The sequence below is a fragment of the Stenotrophomonas sp. CASM114 genome, assembly GCF_049384325.1.
GTDB lineage: Bacteria > Pseudomonadota > Gammaproteobacteria > Xanthomonadales > Xanthomonadaceae > Stenotrophomonas > Stenotrophomonas muris.
The window spans coordinates 32,201-55,831 of record NZ_JBMRGJ010000001.1; the positions used below are offsets into that span (position 1 = coordinate 32,201).

At 64.1% G+C, this 23,631-nt stretch carries 21 protein-coding genes; 18 read left to right on the forward strand and 3 right to left on the reverse strand.

Annotated features, from left to right (window positions below; all coding sequences use genetic code 11):
* Positions 1-260 precede the first annotated feature (260 nt).
* Positions 261-4,994: an RHS repeat-associated core domain-containing protein gene (locus tag VG566_RS00165; protein WP_241883991.1), complete on the forward strand. Its 4,734-nt coding sequence runs from the start codon at positions 261-263 to the stop codon at positions 4,992-4,994.
* A 17-nt stretch (positions 4,995-5,011) separates the two neighbouring features.
* Positions 5,012-5,452 (forward strand): hypothetical protein, encoded by a 441-nt coding sequence (locus VG566_RS00170; RefSeq protein ID WP_180886916.1) that lies wholly within the window; start codon positions 5,012-5,014, stop codon positions 5,450-5,452.
* Between the two features lie 384 nt (positions 5,453-5,836).
* Here the strand turns inward: VG566_RS00170 and VG566_RS00175 are convergent, their stop codons facing one another.
* The gene (locus VG566_RS00175) at positions 5,837-6,016 is read right to left on the reverse strand and encodes a hypothetical protein (protein ID WP_235647138.1); all 180 of its coding nucleotides are present in this window, start codon (positions 6,014-6,016) and stop codon (positions 5,837-5,839) included.
* A gap of 112 nt (positions 6,017-6,128) precedes the next feature.
* Between VG566_RS00175 and VG566_RS00180 the strand changes: the two genes are divergently transcribed.
* The 3 genes from VG566_RS00180 (at position 6,129) to VG566_RS00190 (ending at position 8,378) form a co-directional block, all read left to right on the forward strand.
* Positions 6,129-7,346, forward strand: a complete 1,218-nt coding sequence (locus tag VG566_RS00180; protein ID WP_241883989.1) for a S1 family peptidase — start codon at positions 6,129-6,131, stop codon at positions 7,344-7,346.
* Between the two features lie 697 nt (positions 7,347-8,043).
* The gene (locus VG566_RS00185; RefSeq protein WP_241883988.1) at positions 8,044-8,265 is read left to right on the forward strand and encodes a hypothetical protein; all 222 of its coding nucleotides are present in this window, start codon (positions 8,044-8,046) and stop codon (positions 8,263-8,265) included.
* A complete protein-coding gene (locus VG566_RS00190; protein ID WP_423172635.1) occupies positions 8,235-8,378 on the forward strand; it encodes a DUF6984 family protein in 144 nt (47 codons plus the stop codon). The genes VG566_RS00185 and VG566_RS00190 overlap by 31 nt, the downstream gene beginning before the upstream one ends.
* Before the next feature lie 45 nt (positions 8,379-8,423).
* On the opposite strand, the gene VG566_RS00195 is transcribed toward VG566_RS00190, so the two are convergent.
* Positions 8,424-8,798, reverse strand: coding sequence for a hypothetical protein (locus VG566_RS00195; RefSeq protein ID WP_032959983.1), 375 nt, complete (start codon positions 8,796-8,798; stop codon positions 8,424-8,426).
* 574 nt (positions 8,799-9,372) lie between these two features.
* Here VG566_RS00195 and VG566_RS00200 point away from each other — a divergent pair.
* The gene (locus VG566_RS00200; protein WP_005416862.1) at positions 9,373-9,702 is read left to right on the forward strand and encodes a hypothetical protein; all 330 of its coding nucleotides are present in this window, start codon (positions 9,373-9,375) and stop codon (positions 9,700-9,702) included.
* Here the strand turns inward: VG566_RS00200 and VG566_RS00205 are convergent.
* The gene (locus VG566_RS00205) at positions 9,696-10,100 is read right to left on the reverse strand and encodes a ribonucleotide reductase subunit alpha (protein ID WP_423172636.1); all 405 of its coding nucleotides are present in this window, start codon (positions 10,098-10,100) and stop codon (positions 9,696-9,698) included. The two genes, VG566_RS00200 and VG566_RS00205, sit on opposite strands and share 7 nt — an antisense overlap.
* A gap of 194 nt (positions 10,101-10,294) precedes the next feature.
* On the opposite strand from VG566_RS00205, the gene moaA reads away from it, so the two are divergent.
* The 12 genes from moaA (at position 10,295) to narI (ending at position 23,629) form a co-directional block, all read left to right on the forward strand.
* A complete protein-coding gene (moaA, locus tag VG566_RS00210) occupies positions 10,295-11,275 on the forward strand; it encodes a GTP 3',8-cyclase MoaA (protein ID WP_032959978.1) in 981 nt (326 codons plus the stop codon).
* An 8-nt stretch (positions 11,276-11,283) separates the two neighbouring features.
* Complete coding sequence (moaCB, locus tag VG566_RS00215) at positions 11,284-12,279, forward strand: bifunctional molybdenum cofactor biosynthesis protein MoaC/MoaB (protein ID WP_241883986.1); 996 nt, start codon at positions 11,284-11,286, stop codon at positions 12,277-12,279.
* The gene (glp, locus tag VG566_RS00220; protein ID WP_241883985.1) at positions 12,279-13,532 is read left to right on the forward strand and encodes a gephyrin-like molybdotransferase Glp; all 1,254 of its coding nucleotides are present in this window, start codon (positions 12,279-12,281) and stop codon (positions 13,530-13,532) included. Before moaCB ends, glp begins: the two co-directional genes overlap by 1 nt.
* Positions 13,532-13,792, forward strand: coding sequence for a MoaD/ThiS family protein (locus VG566_RS00225; protein WP_241883984.1), 261 nt, complete (start codon positions 13,532-13,534; stop codon positions 13,790-13,792). The genes glp and VG566_RS00225 overlap by 1 nt, the downstream gene beginning before the upstream one ends.
* A gap of 3 nt (positions 13,793-13,795) precedes the next feature.
* Positions 13,796-14,296: a molybdenum cofactor biosynthesis protein MoaE gene (locus VG566_RS00230; protein ID WP_423172637.1), complete on the forward strand. Its 501-nt coding sequence runs from the start codon at positions 13,796-13,798 to the stop codon at positions 14,294-14,296.
* 108 nt (positions 14,297-14,404) lie between these two features.
* Positions 14,405-14,947, forward strand: a complete 543-nt coding sequence (mobA, locus tag VG566_RS00235) for a molybdenum cofactor guanylyltransferase (protein WP_241883982.1) — start codon at positions 14,405-14,407, stop codon at positions 14,945-14,947.
* Positions 14,944-15,309 (forward strand): DUF7009 family protein, encoded by a 366-nt coding sequence (locus VG566_RS00240; RefSeq protein ID WP_099526975.1) that lies wholly within the window; start codon positions 14,944-14,946, stop codon positions 15,307-15,309. Before mobA ends, VG566_RS00240 begins: the two co-directional genes overlap by 4 nt.
* Positions 15,310-15,454: 145 nt before the next feature.
* Positions 15,455-16,873 (forward strand): NarK family nitrate/nitrite MFS transporter, encoded by a 1,419-nt coding sequence (locus VG566_RS00245; RefSeq protein WP_241883981.1) that lies wholly within the window; start codon positions 15,455-15,457, stop codon positions 16,871-16,873.
* Between the two features lie 72 nt (positions 16,874-16,945).
* Positions 16,946-20,701, forward strand: coding sequence for a nitrate reductase subunit alpha (locus VG566_RS00250; protein WP_088431200.1), 3,756 nt, complete (start codon positions 16,946-16,948; stop codon positions 20,699-20,701).
* On the forward strand, positions 20,701-22,245 hold the full coding sequence (gene narH / locus VG566_RS00255) for a nitrate reductase subunit beta (protein WP_241883980.1): 1,545 nt from the start codon (positions 20,701-20,703) through the stop codon (positions 22,243-22,245). Before VG566_RS00250 ends, narH begins: the two co-directional genes overlap by 1 nt.
* A complete protein-coding gene (gene narJ / locus VG566_RS00260; protein ID WP_075678009.1) occupies positions 22,245-22,925 on the forward strand; it encodes a nitrate reductase molybdenum cofactor assembly chaperone in 681 nt (226 codons plus the stop codon). The genes narH and narJ overlap by 1 nt, the downstream gene beginning before the upstream one ends.
* On the forward strand, positions 22,922-23,629 hold the full coding sequence (narI, locus tag VG566_RS00265; RefSeq protein ID WP_241883979.1) for a respiratory nitrate reductase subunit gamma: 708 nt from the start codon (positions 22,922-22,924) through the stop codon (positions 23,627-23,629). The genes narJ and narI overlap by 4 nt, the downstream gene beginning before the upstream one ends.
* Positions 23,630-23,631: the final 2 nt, after the last annotated feature.

Below are 23,631 nucleotides of genomic sequence, written 5' to 3' on the forward strand. Positions count from 1 at the left end.
TAATGTAGTGAGGTATAACACCAACTCCCTGTGCAGGAAGTCATGGGGACGGAGCGTAGACCGCTGAATGGCGTTGGATGCTTGAATCTGTGATCGGTTACGCGACTCCACACTTGAATGTGTAAGCGTCCTCAACGATAAAGGCGGCATGTGGCAACTGCCGCATTCCGGACCAAGGACGATCCGATGCATGACGCGTGGGCACAGCTCCGCGTTCTCGTTCCCGCCGGCGCTGTGTTCGTCCAGGAAGGAGAACAGGGATGTTGGAACGACTGAAGACCATTTCGTGTGCCGTGCTGGCGATCATCGCCGTTGCCTGCTTCGCCCCTGCTGTGGCGCATGCGCAGGAAAGCAAGATCACCTGGCGCATTTCACAGCCCGGCGGCGATGCGACCCAGTACAAGACCCAGCAGGCGGCGGTGGCCGGCATCAAGAACCTGCCGGCGCCCAGCCCCTTCCCGCCGGAGTTCCAGTTCGGCTGGCAGTACGTCGACAAGATCAAGTCGAAAGTCGTGGACTTGAACGGAAACACGTCGATCACCTACTGGATGGGAAGGACGCAGCCCTCCGACCCTGACTGGACTTACTACGGCGCGGGTGATGGTGGCTTCCTGTCCGAAGAGGAAGTGCTGGAAGCGCTCATTGCAGACTTGCAGGACATCAATCCCCAGTGTCCTGGGGAAACTGCTGTGCCGGAAGGAGAATGGGGCCCAACTGCTCCAGGGATGGACGGAATTTCGGAGGTCAGAGAGTACCGGGTCACCGGCATGCTGGGCAGCAATTCGGCGGAGTCTCCGTGCGTGCCCTTCGACGCAGGAACGACAGGGCTTGCTCGCATGCGACGCTTGAACTGCCCGATCCCCTTCACGCAGTGGTCCAACACACACAACGCCTGCGTCAGCGAAGAATTCGTTGCAACCATTACCTCGAAGTCGCAGAAGTGCGACAAGGACAGCGCGGGTCCGAGTTGTCCCTCGACAGAAAAAGGTGAGGAGGCAAACAACGCGCCTTGCGACGGCACCGTAGGCAATCCGTGCGACGTCAAAACGGGCGAGAAATACGAAATCGCGCCGGACTTCGATCTGGGCTGGATCGCGCTGACGCGCTTCTATCACTCCGGCATCTCGACCTCATCCGGTGGCTTCGGTTATGGCTGGACCCATTCGCTGGGCGCCCACTTGGCACTGGATGGCGTTGACAGTGTGGGCATCATTGAAAGTACTGGTTTCCAGCGTGCATTCAAGAAGGTCAGCCAAGCCTATGAGGCAGACGACGACAGTGGCGATCGTCTGGTCCAGAACGGCAACTGGACACTGTACTCGAAGGGCTCCATCTCGACCTTCGACGCGGACGGGCGTCTGGCCGCCAAGCGCTTCGCGGATGGCACGTCGCTGACCTATATCTACGACGACAGCGACCGCCTTGCGGCCGTTACCCACAGCAGTGGCCGCACACTGGAGTTCGTCTACCAGTCCAACGACTATGAGGCGCTGATCAGTTCGGTGCTGGTCGAAGGCATTTCGCTCGCCACCTACACCTACACACCGCAGAACCAGGTCGCCACGGTGACCTATGCGGGTGGCGGTGTGCGCACGTATCACTACGAGAACCAGGCTTTTCCCCAGCACCTGACGGGTATCACCGCCGAGGACGGTCGCCGCTACAGCACCTTCACCTACGATTCCATCGGCCGTGTGATTTCCAGTCAGCATGCCGGCGGTGCCGATGGCGTGACACTGGCCTACAGCCCCAATGGTGGTGCGGTGGTGACCGACGCGCTGGGGCGGCAGACCGACTACACCCTGACACCCGGCGGCGATAGCGCTCCGTCGCGCAAGGTGACCGGCCTGACGGATTCGCAGGGAACCGTCAGCCGGACCTACTACGACCAGAGTGTCGACTTCCGCCGGCGTCTGGATACCTACACCGATCGCCGCGGCATCCAGACCAAGCACACCTATGCGCAGGGCACCGATCCGGTGAGTGGTCGTGCCGTCAGCATCCATACCGTGACCGAAGCGTTCGGCCTGCCCGAGCAGCGGGTGGTGACCACGGCGCGCGACGTCGAAATCAACGCGGTACTGACCACCCGCATCGGCAATCGTGAAACCCGAACGTCCTTCAATACCCGGCGTCAGCCGACAACCAACACGGTGACCGACACCGCGTCCGCTCAGACGCGCATCACCAGCTACACCTACTGCGAAGCCGCTGATGTGGCAGCGGCAGGCAGCTGCCCGGTGGAGGGGCTGCTGAAGAGTGTGGATGGCCCGCGCACGGATGTGGCCGATGCCGTTACCTATGCCTATTACTCGGCGGATGATGCAGGGTGCGCGACCGGAGGTGCCTGCAGCTATCGCAAGGGCGACCTGCGCAGCGTGACCAATGCGCTGGGCCAGACGGCCGAGACTCTGGCTTACGACGCGTTCGGGCGGCCGTTGTCGGTCAAGGATGCCAACGGCGTGGTGACTGATTACACCTACCATCCCCGCGGCTGGACGACCTCAATCACCGTGCGCGGCGCGACCACTGCCGAGGATCGGGTCACCCAGCTGAGCTACTGGCCAACCGGCCAGGTGCAGAAAATCACCGAGTCGGATGGCAGCAGCGTGTCCTACGTCTACGATGCTGCGCTGCGCTTGACCGACATCGAGGACAACGCGGGCAACACGATTCACTACACGCTGGACAACGCCGGCAACCGCCTCAAGGAGGACACGCTGGATACCGGCGGCACCCTGCGCCGTACCCTGGCACGGACGTTCAACACGCTCGGTCAGCTGACCGCACTGAAGGACGCGAGCAATCACGCCACAGGCTTCGCCTACGATGCCAACGGAAACCCGCAGACGATCACCGACGCACTGCAGCGCGTGACCAGCCAGCAGTATGACCCGCTGAACCGCCTGGCGCAGACGCTGCAGGACGTCGGCGGCGTCGCGGCGGAGATCCGCAGCCAGTACAACGCGCTGGATCAGGTCACCCAGGTCACCGACCCGAAGGGCCTGCACACCACGTACGCCTACAACGGGTTCGGCGATCTGACCGGTCAGGTCAGCCCGGACAGCGGCGCCAGCAGCTTCACCGTGGACGCCGCCGGCAACCGCAAGACGGCTACCGATGCACGCGGCGTCACCGCCACCTATCACTACGATGCGCTCAACCGCCTGATCGGCATTGCCTATCCAGACCCCAATCTGGACGTGGGCTACAGCTATGACGTGGCACCGACTGCCTGTGCCACCGACGAGCGCTTTGCCAAGGGACGCCTGGGGCAGGTGCTGCATGCCAATGGCAGCACCCAGTACTGCCATGACCGCTTCGGCCAAGTCACCCGCAAGGTGCAGACCGTCAATGGTGTGGCCAGCACACTGCGCTATGCCTACAGCAAGTCGGGTCGCCTGACTGCGTTGACCTACCCCGACGGCAGCGTGGCCGACTACGTGCGCGATCCCCAGGGGCGCATCAGCCAGATCGGCCTGACTCGGCCCGGCCAGGCACGCCAGATCGTGGTGAACAACGTGACCTACGCGGCCTTCGGACCGGCGACCGGTTGGACTTATGGCAACGGCCGCCAGTTGCAGCGCCCGCTGGACCTCGACTATCGCCCGCAGGCGGTGCACGACCCGGCTGCAGGCGGCCTGTCGCTGGGCTACGGGTATGACCCGGTCGGCTCGGTCACCGAGCTGAAGAACGGCACGGGCTCGACGGTGCTGGCCAAGTACGCCTACGACACGCTGGGCCGCCTGACCCAGACTCAGGACGGCGCGACCGGCACGCCGATTGAAACCTATGCCTATGACGCCACCGGCAATCGCACCGCGCTGACCACCTCGGCAGGCACCGTCAGCTACACCTATCCCGCAACCAGCCACCGGCTGACCGCCGTGGATGGCGAAGCGCGCACCCAGGACGCGGTGGGCAACACCACCCGCATCGGCAGCAAGACGTTCACCTACAACGATGCCAACCGCATGAACGCGGTGAAGCAGGGTAACGCCACACTGGAGAGCTACGGTTACAACCACCGCGGCGAACGCGTGCTGCGCACCCCGACTGGTGGCGCTGCACAGATCACCCTGTATGACGAAGCAGGGCAATGGCTGGGCAACTATTCGGCCACGGGCCAGGCGCAGCAGCAGGCCATCTGGTTGGACAACTATCCGGTGGCGCTGATCAATGTGCCTGGTACCGGCGTGCCGGAACTCGCTTATGTCCAACCAGATCATCTGGGCACACCGCGCGTGGTGATCGATCCGGTCCGGAATGTCGCGATCTGGGAGTGGAGCAACAAGAGCGAGGTATTCGGCAACCAGATTCCAAGTGCCGATCCGGATGGCGATGGTGTGGCGTTCGAGCTGGCGCTGCGCTTCCCGGGGCAGCAGGCCACGGATGCGAGTGCGTTGTTCTACAACTATCAGCGGGAATACGACCCGGTGGTGGGGCGGTATTCGCAGAGTGATCCAATTGGGCTTGGTGGAGGTGTTAGCACCTATACCTATGCAATCGGCAATACAATTTCGCACGTTGATCCACTGGGTTTGAAAGACTCCCAGCCTGGAGTGACTGTGACAGAAACTGGCGCATATACGGTCGATTGGCGCTATTACGTGAATAGGACATTGGAAGCTCTTGGCTTTCCGGGGGCATTTGTCGCGGGAGCCAGCGACTTCGGCGGGCAGTATGCCAATCAATGGTCAGCCACACACGTGGTTGGTGGGTCTCATAACGGATGGGTTGGCCAGGATAAGTACTTCCACTGCATGGCGAACTGCGAGGCTGCACAGAAGGGTATGGGCGGATCAGCTGCTGCTCAGTGCATAAGCAACGGGCGCGAGTGGTTCGATCAAAGCGTCAAGGGCGACTCTGCCGCTGACTCCGCTGCGGATCAGTTGGCAAATCGCCTCGGACGATCATCTGGACAAATGAGTCGTACGGGGAGTTGCTCGCAGATGTGCGGGAGCTATCGTCCCGGTGGAAACTTCCCCTACTGATGATTTGGACGCCTCAAATGTACGCTCCCAAGCTGCTCCCAGTCGTGATGCTGTCAATCGCACTTTCTGGTTGCATGGAAGTTGCCAGCACCGAGTATGCAGACCGCAATCAAGCCGTCTCAAGACAAGCAATCGGTGAATCGAAATGGTTGCCTTCATGGTTGCCTGAGGACGCAGTCAACATACGCGAGTCGCACGACATGGACACAAATGAATCGTGGCTGGTTTTCCGCCTGACCAGCGGGGTTCTTGCTTTGCCCGAAGAATGTAGGCTGGTGAGCAAGCCGGAGATGTCCGACGTGCGAGTCATGCGGAGATTTCCTCCGTTTGCCCGCAACGCGTGGTCGCGAGCGTCAAGCTATGGCGGCAAGTTCTATCTGTGTCCGGAGGGAAATGCTGGCCGCTGGGTCATGCGCGATGAAGAGCTGGGCCTTGTTTACAGCGGAATAAAGTTATAGGTGGCTGGGCGGTCTCACCTAGTAAGCGAAATGCGTGAGTGGCACGTGGCGATCTCCTTTCCCGGTGCCTGGTTCGCTACTTTCCGGCCGAGCGTCGAGGTCGGGCATGGGTCACATTGACCTCGCCACTGGCCATGTTCACGAATGGGAAGGCGCTGTCAGAGCATCGCAGGTTCCGGCAGGTCCTGGGGCGCGTGGCCGTGGTGACGACTGTATGGGAGGGGTTCTGTGATATCGGCTCCATGGCCTATTGTGGCTGCAGCGCAGGCGGCGGATGGAGGCGAATGGAAATGAAAGACAAAATGAGAGAAAGAGAGGCGCTGTCGCCAACTGGCTTCTATGACCAATACTATGCGGACAGTGGCCTAGACCAGGAAGTACAGCTCATACAACCGGAACGAAGTGGAACGGATGATTGAGCTGTTTTGCACGCAGCAGGAGCAGCTGGGTGTGTACGAAATTCTCAGGCAAGGAACCAATCGCCTGATCCATGAAGTGCTTAAACTCATCTAAATATGCGCGAACGAACACCACCACAATACAGACATCAGGGTGCACAATCATTCCACTGAGACTTGTGAGCTAGGTCGCGGTGTCGGAGGGTAGACAGTGCTAGGCTCGCGCATCGAGGCATGTGAAAGCCTCGATGATTTGTTGCAAGCTCTGGAGATGTCGCATGAAATGGAAGGTTCTAGGATGCTCCGCAGCACTTCTTGTATCCACCTGTGCTTTGGCGCAGGTGCCTGACGCTGACACGCAAGAAGGCAAGGAGATGCAGATTCAGATTCACAGCTATATGAGTGAACACCCCACGGTCTCGATAGACGAAGCAATCACGCGCCTAGCGGTACAAGGTGAGGTGATGTCGGATATTGAAGCGTTGCGTATCGAGTTCGCAGATCGTCTAACGGAACTGTCGATAAAAGACGCGCCAGATCAACACATCCTGGTTCAACTCAAGGGGCCAGATCCAGTCGCGGATCGAACGATTACCACCGAGAGCGGGACGACCCGTGTGGTGTTCGAGGTCGGTCACAACTACACCCAGGACGAATTTTACGCGCTCCTTGCTCAGCACAGACCTCTTCTTCACAGCGCCATACCAGGCATCACGGGGACGACTGGGTTCCCAGGCGAAGAACGGGTGCTGATTGACATAAACGGCGACAGCCGCCAAGCAGAAGAGTTGAAGGATACAATCAAGAAGCTTGAAAGAGTCACCGGTCTCAAGATTGAAGTCCGCCCCAACATGCCGAAGTCAGTCAACGCGGAGTATGTTGTTGGCGGCGCCCCCCTCCAATCCAACAATAGCTACTGCACCTCAGGATTTCCGGTTATTCATAAGGCCACTGGACGAAGGGGTATCACCACTGCGGCGCATTGCCCCGACAATCTAATCTATGGCAACTACGCAACCGGCGCAGGGAAGTACACCGTGCCGCTGACGTTCGTGGACCAGATCAATGATGCGAGCCACGACGTTCAGTGGCATACGGTGGGGTCACACACACCGCTACGGGAGGTGTATGCCACCTCCACTTCGGATTACAGTAGGCGCCGCATCATGTACATGTGGACCAACGCTACTCAAGGCCAGAGCATGTGCTTCAGAGGCGTCACCAGCCAATACACCTGCGGAACAGTCGTGAGCATCAAGCACAGGCCCGAGCTCGCATGCGGTCCAACCGGAAACCTTCCCTGCGCGGACGCGTGGATACGCATCGAAGGATCGTCGTTGGCGTGCGGATTTGGAGATAGCGGTGCCGCTATCTTCTTCGGAGACAATGGATACGGCATTGTCGCTAAGGCAAGCCTGAAAGACGGAAGTTGCAAGGGAGTCTCCGCAATGCCTTGGGGCGCAGTCAGCGCATTAGGGCTGGAGGCAGGCGGTTAGTCGCTACAACGAAACGTCCGGCTGAGGATGCTGGCTTTGCATCCTCAACCGGATATCCGCGATCGACTCTTTTTAATTGATTAAGTGAGCACGCCCGGTCCCTCTGGGGTTGAGGCGGTCAAATCGATGCTGGACGTGGTGAAGGAGAAGAATGTTAAGAAGCTGGGCGGGGTCTGATTCAAAGGTTAATCGTCCAGTGTTTCCTGGGTAGCCATCAGCCGCCAAGTGCATGCCGCGTGTCGAACTTTATTGGGGCGGCTCGTCGCTGGCGCGGTGGCGCTGTCTTGGGTTCTAGAACATCTCGATGTGCAGGGCGACGTTTGCGCGTGTCTCGTCGTGATTGCTTTAGATCCTCGGCTTTGTATGTTTCCCGCTACTGTCGCTGGAAGAAGTTCTCCATCGATGCGTTGTCATGGCTGTTTCCTATCCTGCTCATGCTGCACAGGATGTCTGCTCGCGCAGAACGCTCTGCCAGTTTTACTGGGTGGAGAGCGAATTGAGTTCGCCAAGGTTGACGATAACGAGCCGGGACTTGCTGATCTTCTTGACCGTTGGAAGGCGGTCGGCTAGCCGTTGTCCGGCCTGAAGTGTTTCCGTATCGAGACCACCTCGACCGGAAGCGTCATTCTCATCTACGTCAGGACATGGCGGATCGAGCATCTACCGATGGCGGATGCAGTGCCCTGAAGGACATTCCGTGCCCAGATTGCTCACCCCCGACGAGGTCTCCCTCATCCATAGGCTGCTGCCGGAGACGACCGAGCGGTCCGAACGGTTGTTGAAGGATCTGGCGCTCGCCCAGGTGGAGGACGTGGAGGTCGTCGGATTCGGGGGCGTGGTGTTCCTGTCCAGCACGACCAACTCTTCGGAAGTGACATTGCCACGGCCATGCTCGCCGATGCCGACGGTGTGCCGGTGAGAGTCACCCTGTGCCTGGACAATCACGATCAGCTCTTCGAACTGGAACTGTGGAAGGTGGACTTCTCGCCGATCATCGGCGTCGATCTGAGGAGCGCTTTCAGCGAGCACTGACGCCTGCTGAAAGCGATCCAAGCTGAAGGGCGTTGCGCATGGCATTCACCCTTCGGGCTGCAACCGCCCCACCGCCTGCGCGCACAGCGACTGGCAAGCCATGACCAACCCCTCCATCACCCGGTCGCCCACGTACTCTTCCGGTTCGCCGTTCTGCCGGGTGCGTTCCGCCGCCAGCAGCATTTCCAGCACCACCCGCAACCCGTTCAGAGCGCAATCGGCATCGGCGAGGGCCAGGCAGCGGCCGGGTAGTTGATGCCGCTCCGGCCAGGGTTGTCCGTCGGCTGCCGCACCGGAGCCGATGCGGTGGAGATTGGCAATGAAGGTGTTCCTGTCCACTGTTGGCGCAGCCTGTGGCGAACCGTCGTCGCCGGCGGTGCTGCGGTAGGCGTGCAGATGCGGGAAGTCCGATTCGTTCATGGCAAGGCTCCGTGCAGGGCAATCGGTAGCCGCCACCCGAAAGGTGGCGGGCGGTACGTGGTTCGAATCCGGGTTGGCCTCAAGCCGGCGGGCGCGAACGCCCCCAACGCACCGCCCGCCATAGCCGGCAGACGGATTGCCAGCCGGCGCCACGCATGGTGACGCCGGCTGGCAAGCGCACTTACTCAAGGCCAACACGGGATTCGAAGCCCGGCCACCCTTTTGCGGTGGCACGCCATCTGAGCCCCTGGCGCTGTGCAATGCCAATCAGAAGAGTTGCAAACATCACTCGATTGGAGACGCTTTCGGCATTCTCCCATGCCGCTAAGCACCGCCAGTGCTGGCTGGCGCGGTGATCCGCCCGCACCGTGCAATCTGCGACAGGCGTCGAGGTTGGGGGGGCCATAGGGAACCGGTGGGGAGGGGCGATGACGACAGGCTCCGCAGAGAGGGTGGCCGGAGCCGAGCATGGCTCGCCTCTACAGGCGTCAAAGCGTGATGTGCGACTCGGGTTGACGTTCCCAGCCACCAAGCGCAGGCTTGTTCAGCACGTTTCCTAAACAGAAGGAGACTTATGACCGCGACCGCTTCGCTGCACCCAACCCCCGACACCCAGGGCCGTTCCCGCCTGTGGAGTGTGTTCTGGCTGCAGGGCGTCATTCCCAGCAACATTCTGTGGGCGGTAGCCCTCTGGGCCCTGGCCAACCAGCGCACCACGCTGCTGCTGGGGGTATTTGCCGTGCTGCTGCTTTATACCGGCTGGATCATCCCGGCGGTCTGGCGGGCGGCGCCCACCGCGCACAACCCCAACCTGGGCGTGGCTGCGCGCGGGTTGACCGTGGCCTGGGGGCTGAACACCGTGCTGGTGATCTTCTTCCTGACCCTGCAGCTGGTGGCTCAATAGAACTGAACGGGCTCGCCGCCACGGTCGAAGGCGGCGAAGCGGCCGATCTGACCGACATGGATGGCGTTGACCATCAGCTTCAGCGGGCGCGCGGCTTCGTCGCTGTTGGGTGCGAAACCGCCTCTGCCATCCAGCGCCGCCACGAACACCAGGTCCCAGTCGATGCCGGTGGTGGTCGACTCGGCCGCCAGCGCCTGGAAGCTGGGCACCTCGGCCGGCAGCTTGTCCACGCACAGCACCGGCGACAGGGTGCCGCCCTCGCGGCGGTCATGCCGGTCGCGCTGGTCGCTGGTGGGCGAATCGGGCAACTCGGTGCGCACGAACACGAACAGCAGGCGTTGCGGTTCAGCCTGCTCGCCGGCGGCATGCAGCAGTTGCTGGAAATCGTTCATCATCATGAGGGTTGTCACACGCCCGCTGCACGGAAAGCCGCATGCTGCCACAACGCCTGCCGCGCGGGGCCGAACGCGATTGATTTAAGTCATGCCCATGGAACTGAAGGCCGCGTACTCTGGCAATCGTTCCAGCAGGCGAGGGTATCCGGGCCGTTCCGGGCACAGGCAAGACGGTGGAGCAACAAGGTGGACCAGCCATGAGCCAACTCACCGACGGTTTCGGACGCAGCTTTCCGTACCTGCGCCTGTCGTTGACCGAAGCCTGCAACTTCCGTTGCAGCTACTGCCTGCCCGACGGTTACCAGGCCGATGGCCGCCCGCGCTTCCTGCAGGTGGATGAAATCTCGCGCCTGGTGCGTGCGTTTGCCGCGCTGGGCATGAGCAAGATCCGCCTGACCGGCGGTGAGCCCAGCCTGCGCAAGGACCTGGACGAGATCATCGCCACGGTTGCGGCGGTGCCGGGCATCCGCAAGGTGGCCATCACCACCAACGGCACGCTGCTGCCGCGGCGCCTGCCGGGGTGGCACCGGGCTGGCCTGACCGCGCTGAACGTGAGCATGGACAGCCTGCAGCGCGAACGCTTCAAGACCATCACCGGGCACGACCGCCTGCCGGAGATCGAACAGGGCCTGGCCCTGGCGCAGGCGCTGGGCCTGCCGGCGATCAAGCTCAACGCGGTGCTGCTGCGGGGCCTGAACGACGACGAGCTGCCGCAGTGGATGGAGTACCTGCGCGATCGCCCCTTCAGCGTGCGCTTCATCGAACTGATGCGCACCGGCGACAACGAAGCCTATTTCCAGCGCCACCACCTGCGTGCCGACGTGGTGATCGAGCAGCTGCTGGCCGCTGGCTGGCACGAGCGTCCGCGCGCCGCCGATGCCGGGCCCGCGCGCGAGTTCGGCCACCCCGACCATCGCGGCAGCATCGGCATCATCGCCCCGTATTCGCGTGACTTCTGCAAGGGCTGCAACCGCCTGCGGGTGACCGCCAAGGGCGACCTGCGGCTGTGCCTGTTCGGCGAGTTCGGCGTGCCGCTGCGCCCGCTACTGCAGAGCGACGATGACCATGACGCACTGCTGGCACGCATCACCACACAGCTTGGCCTGAAAGCGGCCGGGCATGGACTGCACCAGGGCCAGACCGGGCTGACCCCGCACCTGGCCTCCATCGGAGGATGAGCAACACGATGAGTGGGGAATTGAATGCGGCCTTCCATATGGCCGATGTCCGCGACAAGCGCATCACCCGCCGCCGTGCGGTGGCGGTGGGCGAGCTGCATGCCGGTCCGGTGGCCTATCCGCTGATCGTCGAGCGCCGCCTGCCCAAGGGCGATGCGCTGGTGATGGCCGAGATTGCCGGCCTGCAGGGCGCCAAGATGGCCTCGATGCTGATGCCGCTGTGCCACCCGCTGCCACTGGAACTGGTGCAGGTGTTCTGCGCGCCGGTGCCGGAACGGCAGGCGATCCGCGTGTGGTGCGAGTGCGCCAGCGAGGCGCGCACCGGCGTGGAGATGGAGGCACTGGCCGGCGTCAACGCGGCGCTGCTGACCCTGTACGACCTGAGCAAGCCGGTGGAACCGGCCCTGCGCATCGAAGGCATCCGCCTGCTGTTCAAGGAAGGCGGCAAGCGCGGTGTCTGGCTGCACCCCGACGGCATGGACGATGCCGAGCGCGCGCGTTTCAAGCCGCGTGCGCCGAAAGGCCTGGAGGGCGCGGCCTGCGCAGTGATCACGCTGAGCGATCGCGCCAGCGAGGGCACCTATGACGATATCTCTGGCCCGACCCTGGTGACCGGCCTGAAAAAGCTGGGCGGTGAGGTCGTGGCCGCCGAGGTGTTGCCTGATGGCATCGAGCCATTGGCGGGCCGCCTGCAGGCCTTGGCCGCCGAGGGCGTGCGCCTGTGCCTGTGTACCGGTGGTACCGGGCTGGGCCCGCGTGACCTGACGCCGGAGGCGCTGCGTTCCTTGAACGCGCGGCCGGTGCATGGCCTGGCGCAGATGGTGCGGGCACTGAGTGCACAGCACACGCCGATGGCCTGGCTGAGCCGCGCCGAGGTGGTGCAGCTGGGCAACATGCTGGTGTTTGCATTGCCTGGCAGCCCGAAGGCGGCGGCGCAGTGCCTGGATATCCTGGCGCCGGTACTGGGCCACGCCCTGGCGATGGTCGAGGGTGGTGGCCACTGATGATTGCCTACAGCGATGCCTTGCAGCACCTGCTGGACGCGGCCACGCCGCTGCCGGCCGAGCGCCTGCCGCTGCATGAGGCCGGCGGCCGTACCCTTGCCAGTGACATCCACAGCGGGCAGTCGTTGCCGCCGTTCGACAATTCGGCAATGGACGGCTTCGCGCTGCGCGCCAACGGCGCGACATTCGAGGCCGGTACCGAATTCGCGGTGCAGGGCTGGCAGGCAGCCGGCGATGCCGGCGCCGAGGGCGGCGAGGGTGCCTGGGAAATCATGACCGGTGCGCGCATGCCGTCGGGGCTGGATACGGTGGTACCGGTCGAGAATGTGGAGATCCTCGCCAGCGAGGAGGGACGCCCGACCCGCATCGCCCTGAAGGCATCGGTGAAGCCGGGCCAGCACGTGCGCCTGCGCGGCCAGGACGTGAGCGAAGGCGAGCGCGTGCTGCAGGCCGGGCAGGTGCTGGATATCAATGCGCGCACCCTGCTGCATGCCATCGGCGTGGGCCAGGTGGCGGTGGTGGCACGGCCGAAGGCTGCGGTGATCGCCACCGGCAAGGAGCTGGTGACTGAAGCTGCGCAGACGCTGGAATCCGGGCAGATCCGAGACAGCAACCGGCCGTATCTGGTCGGTCGCCTGCAGGCCGCCGGTGCCGAGGTGGTCTGGCAGGGCACGGTGAGCGACGACGTGGCCGCGTTCAATGAGGTGCTGGATGAAGCGCTGGCCGCTGGCGCGCAGGTGCTGATCAGCACCGGCGCGGTGTCGGCCGGGCGCTACGATTTCGTTCCCGATGCGCTGCGCGGCCGTGGTGCGCGCATCGTGTTCCACAAGGTGGCGATCCGCCCGGGCAAGCCGCTGCTGTTCGCAGTGCTGCCCAATGGCGCGCTGTATTTCGGCCTGCCGGGCAACCCGGTGTCGGCTGCGGTGGGCCAGCGCTTCTTTGTCGAGCCGGTGCTGCGCCGCCTGCTGGGGCTGGCACCGGAGCAGGTGCTGATGTTGCCGCTGCAGGCCGACGTGCGCACGCCGCCGGGCCTGCGCTTCCATGCGCGGGCCCGGGTGGAAGTGGACGCGCAGGGCCGCCTGAGTGCGCGCGTGCTGGCAGGGCAGGAGTCGTTCCGTTTGATGTCCATGCTGCAGGCCAACGCCTGGGTGGTGCTGGACGGCGAGGGCGGTCTCGCCCCTGCCGGCACGCCAGTGCGCGTGCAGGGCTGGGGTCATCAGGACCCGGTGCAGCTGGCAAGCCAGGAGCCGTGATGAGACAGGTGAATCTGCAATTGTTCGGTGCGTTTTCCGATCTGGATGCCAGCCGCGAGATCGCCGTGGATGTAGCCGGTGGCACCGTGGCCGATCTGCGCCAGGCGCTGCGCGAGCTGATGCCGCTGCGTTGGCCGGGTTTCCGTGCCGGCTTGCTGGATTACTCGGCATTCGCCGACCAGCAACGCGTGCTGCGCGACCACGAGGCGCTGCCCGACGATGGCCGGGTGGCGATCCTGCCGCCGGTGAGCGGGGGCTGAGCGATGAGCGGGACGATCATCGCCAAGGTCGTGGACCGCGCGCAGGCGGCAATCGATCCGGCCGAGGGCATCGCGGCGGTTTCCGATCCGGGCTTCGGCGGCATCGACGTGTTCATCGGCAAGGTGCGCGACGTCAATGTGGGCCGGCGGGTGACCGGGATTACCTACGATCTGTTCGAACCGCTGGTGCTGAACGAGTTCAAGCGCCTGGCCGCCGAGGTCGAGGCGACGTTCGGTCCGAAGTTGAAGCTGTATGTGGTCCACGCCAAGGGGCGGTTGGGCATTGGTGATGTGGCGGTGGTGGTGGCGGCGGGCAGCCCGCATCGAGACGAGGCGTTCCGCGCCTGCCGGCAGTTGATCGAGGTGGTGAAACACCAGTGCCCGATCTGGAAGCAGGAACATTACGAGGACGGCGACAGCGAGTGGAGCGAGGGGTGCAGCCTGTGCCATGCGGACACCGAAGCTTCGCACTCCCATGACCATACGCATGACCACGGGCATTGACCGCGCCTTTCAGGGCGGCGCGGGATTCAGTAGATCCACGCCATGCGTGGATGAGGCCTTTCCCGTGCATCCGGCCGGCGCAGCCACGCATGGCGTGGCTCTACTGCGATGAGCATCAACGGCATCGTGCTTGCCGGTGGCCTGTCCAGCCGGATGGGTCGCGACAAGGCGCTGCTGCCGTGGCAGGGCCGCACGCTGCTGGAACACATGCGGGGCCTGTTGATGCAGGCCGGCGCAGGCGAGGTCTGGGTCAGCGGAAATTACCCGGCGTTCGGCGGCGTACCGGACTGCGTGGCACGTTGCGGGCCGCTGGGCGGGCTCTACAGCGTGGCGATGCGCATGCCCGATGGCCCGGCCTGGGTGGTGCCGGTGGATACGCCGCTGCTGCCGCCGCGATTGCTGCAGCAATTGCGTGACGGCCATCGCGGTCCATGCACGATCTTTGCCGGCCACCCCCTGCCCATGCTGGTGGATATAGACGATGCTTGTCGCAACGTACTTGAATCGATGCTGGATGACCCGGACGGTCCGCGCTCGCTGCAGGCCCTGCAGCGTCGTCTTGGCGTGAACACCGTGGCGCTGGCGCCGGTTGACGAGGCCGGGCTGGTCAACTGCAATACCCCCGAACAATGGGAGGATGTTGCGTCATGAAAGTGCAGTTGCAGGACCAATCGGTACGGCTTCGCCTGGACGAGGCCGAGCTGGCGCGCCTGCTGGCCGGTGAAACGGTCGAGAACATGACCCGCTTCGGCGGTATCGAAGGCTGGGGCATGGCGGTATCGCTGCATGCCGGTGAACAGCCCGTGCTGCTGGACGGCGGCACCTTCTGCCGCCTGGTACTGCCGCGCCCGGCAGTCGAGGCATTGGCGGCGCGGCTGCCGTGCCGGGATGGCCTGCCATTCGACATTGCCCTGGAAGATGGCAGCCAGCTTCAGCTGCAGTTCGATGTGGACGTGCGCGACAGCGTGCGCCAGCGCGGGGTGACCCGCCGCAGCACCGCTTCATCGGTTTGACATTTGTCAGGGGCAGGGTGGAAACCGGCCCCTGATTGATCCAGATCAACCCCGTCGTTGTTGCTGCACGGCCTAATGGCTGCATGACGACGGGTCACAACTTGAAACGCAGTACCCACGTCATTCCACAGCCTTGGAGCCATGTATGACCGTCGGTAGCGATCCTGTTGTCCGCAGCACTGCCAGTCCCGGTCGCGTCATCAGCGACTGGACGCCGGAGGACCCGGGCTATTGGGAGCGCACCGGCAAGCGGGTCGCCACCCGCAACCTGGTGATCTCGATCCCCTCGCTGCTGCTGGCCTTCTCGGTCTGGGTGCTGTTCTCGGCGGTGTCGATCAGCCTGCCGAAGATCGGCTTCAACTTCAGTACCGACCAGTTGTTCTGGCTGGTGGCGCTGCCCAGCCTGTCCGGCGCGACCCTGCGCATCTTCTATTCGTTCGTGATCCCGATCTTCGGCGGCCGCCGCTGGACCGCGCTGTCGACTGCCTCGCTGCTGGCGCCGACGCTGTGGCTCGGCATTGCGGTGCAGGACCCGGCCACGCCGTACTGGGTGTTTGTGGCCATCGCGATCCTGTGTGGCTTTGGTGGCGCGAACTTCTCGTCGTCGATGTCCAACATCTCCTTCTTCTACCCCAAGCAGAAGCAGGGCCTGGCGCTGGGCCTGAACGCCGGCCTGGGCAACGTGGGCGTGTCGGTGGCGCAGGCGGTGATTCCGTTGGTCATCACTGTGGGCGTGTTCGGTGCGCTGGGTGGTGCACCGCAGCCCGCGGTGGAGGGTGGGGCACCGCTGTTCCTGCAGAACGCCGGATTCATCTGGGTGCCGGCCATCGGGCTGTGCGCCATCGCGGCCTGGTTTGGCATGAACGACCTGACCAGCGCCCGCTCGTCGTTCTCCGAGCAGGCGGTGATCTTCCGCCGCAAGCACAACTGGCTGATGTGCTGGCTGTACATCGGCACCTTCGGTTCCTACATCGGTTTCTCGGCCGGCTTCCCGATGCTGGTGAAGAGCCAGTTCCCGGACGTGAACCCGCTGGCCTACGCCTTCATCGGCCCGCTGCTGGGCGCACTGATGCGCTCGGTGGGTGGCAGCATGGCCGACCGCTGGGGTGGCGCACGCCTGACCTTCTGGGTGTTCGCGCTGATGATCGCAGCGGTGTTCGGCGTGCTGCACTTCCTGCCCAGCGATGGCCAGGGCGGCAACTTCCATGGCTTCCTGCTCAGCTTCATGGCGCTGTTCGTGCTCAGTGGCATCGGCAACGGCACCACCTTCCGCATGATCCCGGTGATCTTCCGCACCCTGCATGAGCGCTGGTCGGCCAACGACAACGCCGAGGGCAAGGCCACGGCCGCACACCAGGCCAGCATCGAATCGGCCGCGGTGGTCGGTTTCTCCGGTGCGATCGGTGCCTACGGCGGTTTCTTCATTCCCAAGAGCTACGGCTCGTCCATTACGTTGACCGGCAGCCCCGACATGGCGCTGTACGGGTTCGTTGTTTTCTATGTCACCTGCCTGGCCGTGACCTGGTGGTGGTACTACCGGCGCGGTGCCGAGACACCCTGCTGACGACATGAAAACGCACCGCAGCCAGATGACACACACAGCCACGATGCCGATGTCCGCAAAGGGAGATCCCCGATGAGTTATTTCCTCGATCGCTTGCAGTTCTTCAAGCGTGACCCCCAGACCTTTGCCGATGGCCATGGATTTGCCAAGAGCGAGGGCCGCGACTGGGAAAACAGCTACCGCGCCCGCTGGCAGTACGACAAGATCGTGCGGTCCACCCATGGCGTGAACTGCACCGGCTCCTGCAGCTGGAAGATCTACGTCAAGAACGGCCTGGTCACCTGGGAAACCCAGCAGACCGACTACCCGCGCACGCGCCCGGACCTGCCCAACCATGAACCGCGTGGCTGCCCGCGTGGCGCCAGCTATTCCTGGTACCTGTACAGCGCCAACCGGCTGAAGTACCCGCTGATCCGCGGCACGCTGCTGCGCCTGTGGCGCGAAGCACGCAAGAGCAAGGCCCCGGTCGATGCCTGGGCCAGCATCGTGGAGGACAAGGAGAAGGCGCGTTCGTACAAGACCCGCCGCGGCATGGGCGGCTTCGTGCGCCTGCAGTGGGAAGAGGCCAACGAGATCATCGCCGCCTCCAACCTATATACGGTGAAGCAGTACGGCCCGGACCGCGTGGTCGGGTTCTCGCCGATTCCGGCGATGTCGATGGTGTCCTACGCCGCCGGTGCGCGCTACCTGTCGCTGCTGGGTGGCGCCTGCCTGTCCTTCTACGACTGGTACTGCGATCTGCCGCCGGCCTCGCCGCAGATTTGGGGCGAGCAGACCGACGTGCCCGAATCGGCCGACTGGTACAACAGCCGCTACATCATCGCCTGGGGCTCGAACGTGCCGCAGACGCGCACGCCCGATGCGCACTTCTTCACCGAGGCGCGCTACAACGGCACCAAGACAGTGGCGATCTGCCCGGACTATTCCGAGCTTGCCAAGCTGACCGATCATTGGCTGCACCCCAAGCAGGGCACCGACGCGGCGCTGGCCTTTGCGTTCGGCCATGTGATCCTGCGCGAGTTCCATGTCGATTCGCCCTCGCAGTATTTCCAGGACTACTGCCGCCAATACTCGGACATGCCGATGCTGGTGCGCCTGGAACGTCGCGACGATGGCCGCCTGGTGGCGGGCCGCTTCCTGCGTGCCAGTGAGCTGGGCGGGCTGGGTGAAGCCAACAACCCGGATTGGAAAACCCTGGCCTACGACGAGAACAGCGGCCAGATCGTGGTGCCCAATGGCTCGATCGGTTTCCGCTGGGGTGAGAAGGGCCGCTGGAACATCGAAGAGAAGGCAAGCAATGGCGCCGACACACGCCTGCGCCTGAGCTTGTCCGATGCCAACGACGGCATCGAGGCAGTGAGCTTCCCGTACTTCGGTGGCATTGAAAGCGATGGCTGGACCGCTGCGCCGGCCGAAGAAGTGCTGGACCGCAACATTCCGGTGCGCCGGCTGGCCATGGCCGATGGCGGCCAGACGCTGGTGGCCACGGTCTACGACCTGCTGCTGGCCCAGTACGGCGTGGACCGTGGCTTTGGCGGCGGTAACGTGGCATCGAGCTTCGATGACATGGTGCCGGGCACGCCGGCGTGGCAGGAGCGCATCACCGGCGTGTCACGCGCCGAGGTGATCGAGATCGCCCGTGAGTTCGCGCGTACCGCCGACAAGACCCACGGCCGATCGATGATCATCGTCGGCGCGGGCATGAACCACTGGTTCCACAACGACATGAACTACCGCGGCCTGATCAACATGCTGATCATGTGCGGTTGCGTGGGCCAGACCGGTGGCGGCTGGGCGCATTACGTGGGCCAGGAAAAGCTGCGCCCGCAGACCGGCTGGCAGCCGCTCGCGTTCGGGCTGGACTGGAGCAAGCCGCCGCGCCACATGAACGGCACTTCGTTCTTCTACTTCAACACCGGGCAGTGGCGCTACGAGAAGCTGCAGGTGGACGAGCTGCTGTCGCCGCTGGCCGATGCTAGCAAGTACGGCGGCAGCCTGGCCGACCTGAACCTGCGCGCGGTGCGCATGGGCTGGCTGCCGAGCACCCCGCAGCTGGACCGTAACCCGCTGCAGCTGGTACGCGAGGCCGAAGCGGCCGGCGTGGCCCCGGCGGACTACGCGCTGGGCAAGTTCAAGGATGGCTCGCTGGACTTCGCCTTCGCCGACCCCGACGCCAGCCAGAACCACCCGCGCATGATGTTCATCTGGCGCTCGAACCTGCTCGGTTCCTCGGGCAAGGGCCATGAGTACATGCTGCGACACCTGCTGGGTACGCGCCACGGGCTGCAGGGCAAGGATCTGGGCGAAATGGGCGCAGTGAAACCGCAGGAGGTGAAGTGGCGCGACGAGGCGCCGGAAGGCAAGCTGGACCTGCTGGTCACGCTCGACTTCCGCATGTGCACCACCGCGCTGTACTCGGACATCGTGCTGCCGACGGCAACCTGGTACGAGAAGGACGACCTCAACACTTCGGACATGCACCCCTTCATCCACCCGCTGTCGAAGGCGGTGGACCCGGCCTGGGAATCGCGCAGCGACTGGGACATCTTCAAGGAGGTGGCCCGCACCGTGAGCGAGATGGCGCCGGGCGTGCTGGGTGTGGAGAAGGACCTGGTGCTGGTGCCGACCCTGCACGACACCCCCAACGAGCTGGGCATGCCGTTCGGCGTGGCCGACTGGAAGAAGGGTGAGTGCGAGGCCATTCCGGGCCAGACCATGCCGTCGATGACGGTGGTGGAGCGTGACTACCCGAACCTGTACCGCAAGTTCACCTCGCTCGGCCCGCTGCTGGACAAGCAGGGCAACGGCGGCAAGGGAATGAGCTGGGACACCAAGCACGAGGTGGAGTTCCTCGGCAAGTTGAACCACACCGTGCACGAAGAGGGTGTAAGCCAGGGCCGTCCGGCCATCTCGACCGCAATCGACGCGGCCGAAGTGATCCTGCACCTGGCGCCGGAAACCAACGGCCACGTGGCAGTGAAGGCGTGGGAATCGCTGGGCACCTTCACCGGTCGCGAGCATACGCATCTGGCGGTGGGCAAGGAACACGAGGCGATCCGCTTCCGTGACATCCAGGCGCAGCCGCGCAAGATCATCTCTTCGCCTATCTGGTCGGGCCTGGAAGACGACAACGTCAGCTACAACGCCGGCTATACCAACGTGCATGAGCTGATTCCGTGGCGCACGGTGACCGGTCGCCAGCAGTTCTACCAGGACCATGAGTGGATGATCGACTTCGGCGAGGCCTTCATGAGCTACCGGCCGCCGGTCAACACGCGCACGGTGGAGCCGCTGCTGAACCAGCGCCCGAACGGCAACAAGGAGATCGTGCTGAACTGGATCACCCCGCACCAGAAGTGGGGCATCCACAGCACCTACAGCGACAACCTGATCATGCAGACACTGTCGCGCGGTGGCCCGATCGTGTGGATCAGCGAGGACGACGCGCGCAGCGCCGGCATCGTCGACAACGACTGGATCGAGCTGTTCAACGTCAACGGTGCGATCGCCGCGCGTGCGGTGGTCAGCCAGCGCGTGATGCCGGGCATGGCGATGATGTACCACGCCCAGGAACGCATCATCAACGTGCCGGGCTCGGAGATTTCCGGCACCCGCGGCGGCATCCACAACTCGGTGACCCGCATCGTGCTCAAGCCCACCCACATGATCGGTGGCTACGCGCAGCTGGCCTATGGCTTCAACTACTACGGCACCTGCGGTACCAACCGCGACGAGTTCGTGATCGTACGCAAGATGGACAAGATCGATTGGTTGGACGATGAGCAGCCCGCTGGTGCTTCGGCATCGGCCAGCAAGGAGGTGGTGTGATGAAGGTCCGTGCACAGATCGCGATGGTGCTGAACCTGGACAAGTGCATCGGCTGCCACACCTGCTCGATCACCTGCAAGAACGTCTGGACCTCGCGCGAGGGCGTCGAGTACGCCTGGTTCAACAATGTGGAAACCAAGCCGGGCATCGGCTACCCGAAGGAATGGGAGAACCAGGACAAGTGGAACGGCGGCTGGGTGCGCACCCGCGCCGGCAAGCTGGTGCCACGCGCGGGTGGCCGCTGGCGCATGCTGGCCAAGATCTTCGCCAACCCGGACCTGCCGCAGATCGACGACTACTACGAGCCGTTCGATTTCGACTACCAGAACCTGCACACCGCCAAGGACAGCCAGCACCAGCCCACCGCGCGGCCGCGTTCGCTGATCAGTGGCGAGCGCATGCAGAAGATCGAGTGGGGCCCCAACTGGGAGGAGATCCTCGGTTCGGAGTTCAGCAAGCGCTCGCGCGACTACAACTTCGACCAGGTGCAGAAGGAGATCTACGGCGCCTTCGAGAAGACCTTCATGATGTACCTGCCGCGCCTGTGCGAGCATTGCCTGAACCCGGCGTGCGTGTCGGCGTGCCCCTCGGGCGCGATCTACAAGCGCGAGGAAGACGGCATCGTGCTGATCGACCAGGACAAGTGCCGCGGCTGGCGCATGTGCGTGTCGGCCTGCCCGTACAAGAAGATCTACTACAACTGGAAGAGCGGCAAGTCGGAGAAGTGCATCTTCTGCTACCCGCGCATCGAGATGGGTGAGCCGACCGTGTGCTCGGAAACCTGCGTGGGCCGCATCCGCTACCTGGGCGTGATGCTGTACGACGCCGACCGCATCGCCGAGGCCGCTTCGGTGGCCGCCGAGAAGGACCTGTACCAGGCCCACCTGAACATCTTCCTGGACCCGAACGACCCGGCGGTGATCGCCGCCGCGCGCAAGGAGGGCATCCCGGACAGCTGGTTGGAGGCGGCCAAGCAGTCGCCGGTGTACAAGCTGGCGATCGACTGGAAGCTGGCGCTGCCGCTGCACCCGGAATACCGCACGCTGCCGATGGTCTGGTACGTGCCGCCGCTTTCGCCGATCCAGTCCGCCGCCGAGCGTGGCCGCGTGGGCATGAGCGGCGAACTGCCGGACGTGGCGTCGCTGCGCATCCCGATGCGCTACCTGGCCAACCTGCTGACGGCCGGTGACGAGGCGCCGGTGGTACGCGCGCTGGAACGGCTGATGGCCATGCGTGCCTGGCGCCGGGCCAAGAACGTGGACGGCGTGGAAGACACGGCAGTGCTGGAACAGACCGGGCTGAGCATCGCCCAGGTGGAAGAGATGTACCGCTACCTGGCCATCGCCAACTACGAGGACCGTTTCGTGATTCCGACCGGCCACCGCGAATACGCCAACGACGCCTTCGGCGAGCGCGGCGGCTGCGGCTTCACCTTCGGCAGCGGCTGCAATGGTGACAGCCCGGCCGACCTGTTCGGCCAGCGCAAGACCACCACCTTCGTGGTGGACAAGGGGCCGAACCACCGTCGCAAGGAGGTGGTGTGATGAGCGTGCTCAAGCTGGTCGGGGTGCTGCTGGACTACCCGCGTGAAGAACTGTGGCAGCACGGCGAGGAGCTGCTCGCCGCCTGTGACGACCCGGCGCTGAACGCCGCCCGCCGCCAGCAGCTGCGCAGCTTCGTGCAGCAGCTGCTGGCCACCGATGCGCTGGACGCACAGGCCGCCTGGCTGGCCAGTTTCGACCGCGGCCGCTCGATGAGCCTGCTGCTGTTCGAGCACATCCATGGCGAGTCGCGCGACCGTGGCCAGGCCATGGTCGACCTGGTCGAAACCTACCGCCGCAACGGCTTCGAACTGGATGCGCGGGAGCTGCCGGATTACCTGCCATTGCTGTTGGAGTTCCTGGCCCATCGCCCCGGCAGCGAGGCCCGCGAGTGGCTGCACCACATCGGCCATATCGCCGGGATGCTGGCCGCGCGTGCCGCCGAGCGTGAGCTGCCGCACCGGGTGCTGTTCGAGATCCTGGTCGAAGCCGGGGACGGCAAGGCCGATCTGCAGGCGCTGCGCCAGCGTGCCAGCGAAGAAGTCCGCGACGATACCGCCGAGGCCATGGACCGCTTGTGGGAGGAGGAGGCGGTGCGCTTCGGTGCCGAAGCCCCCGCCGAAGACTGCAAGCCGCCCGTGCGTTCGCCGGCCCGTCCTTCGCATCGAGAGGTCCAGCCATGAGTTACTCCCTGCATCAATTCGCCTTCCAGTACTACCCGTACATCGCCGTGGCGGTGCTGCTGATCGGCAGCTGGGCCCGCTATGACAAGGCCATGTACACCTGGCGCACCGGCTCCAGCCAGATGCTGTCGGACAAGGGCATGCGGATCGGCAGCAACTGCTTCCACATCGGCATCCTGGCCATCCTCGGTGGCCACCTGGTCGGTCTGCTGACCCCGCACGCAGTGTACGAGCACTTCATCACCTCCTCGCAGAAGCAGATGCTGGCGATGGTGGTCGGTGGTGTGTTCGGCGCACTGTGCTTCATCGGCATCAGCATCCTGCTGGTACGCCGCCTGTTCAACGCGCGCGTGCGGGCCACCGGCAGCTTCGGTGACACCCTGCTGCTGGTGTTGCTGTTCGCCCAGCTGTGCCTGGGCCTGTACAGCATCCGCATCTCGTCCGGCCACCTGGACGGCGGGGTGATGGTGCAGCTGGCCGAGTGGGCGCAGCACATCGTGACCTTCCGTGCCGGTGCCGCCGACTACATCGAGGGCGTCAGCTGGGTCTACAAGATGCATATCTTCCTGGGCCTGACCCTGTTCCTGATCGCGCCGTTCACCCGCCTGGTGCACGTGTGGAGCATTCCGATCAGCTACCTGTGGAGGCCGTACCAGGTGGTGCGCCGCCGCCAGGCCACGCTGCGCTACGGGCCGCGGGAGTAAGC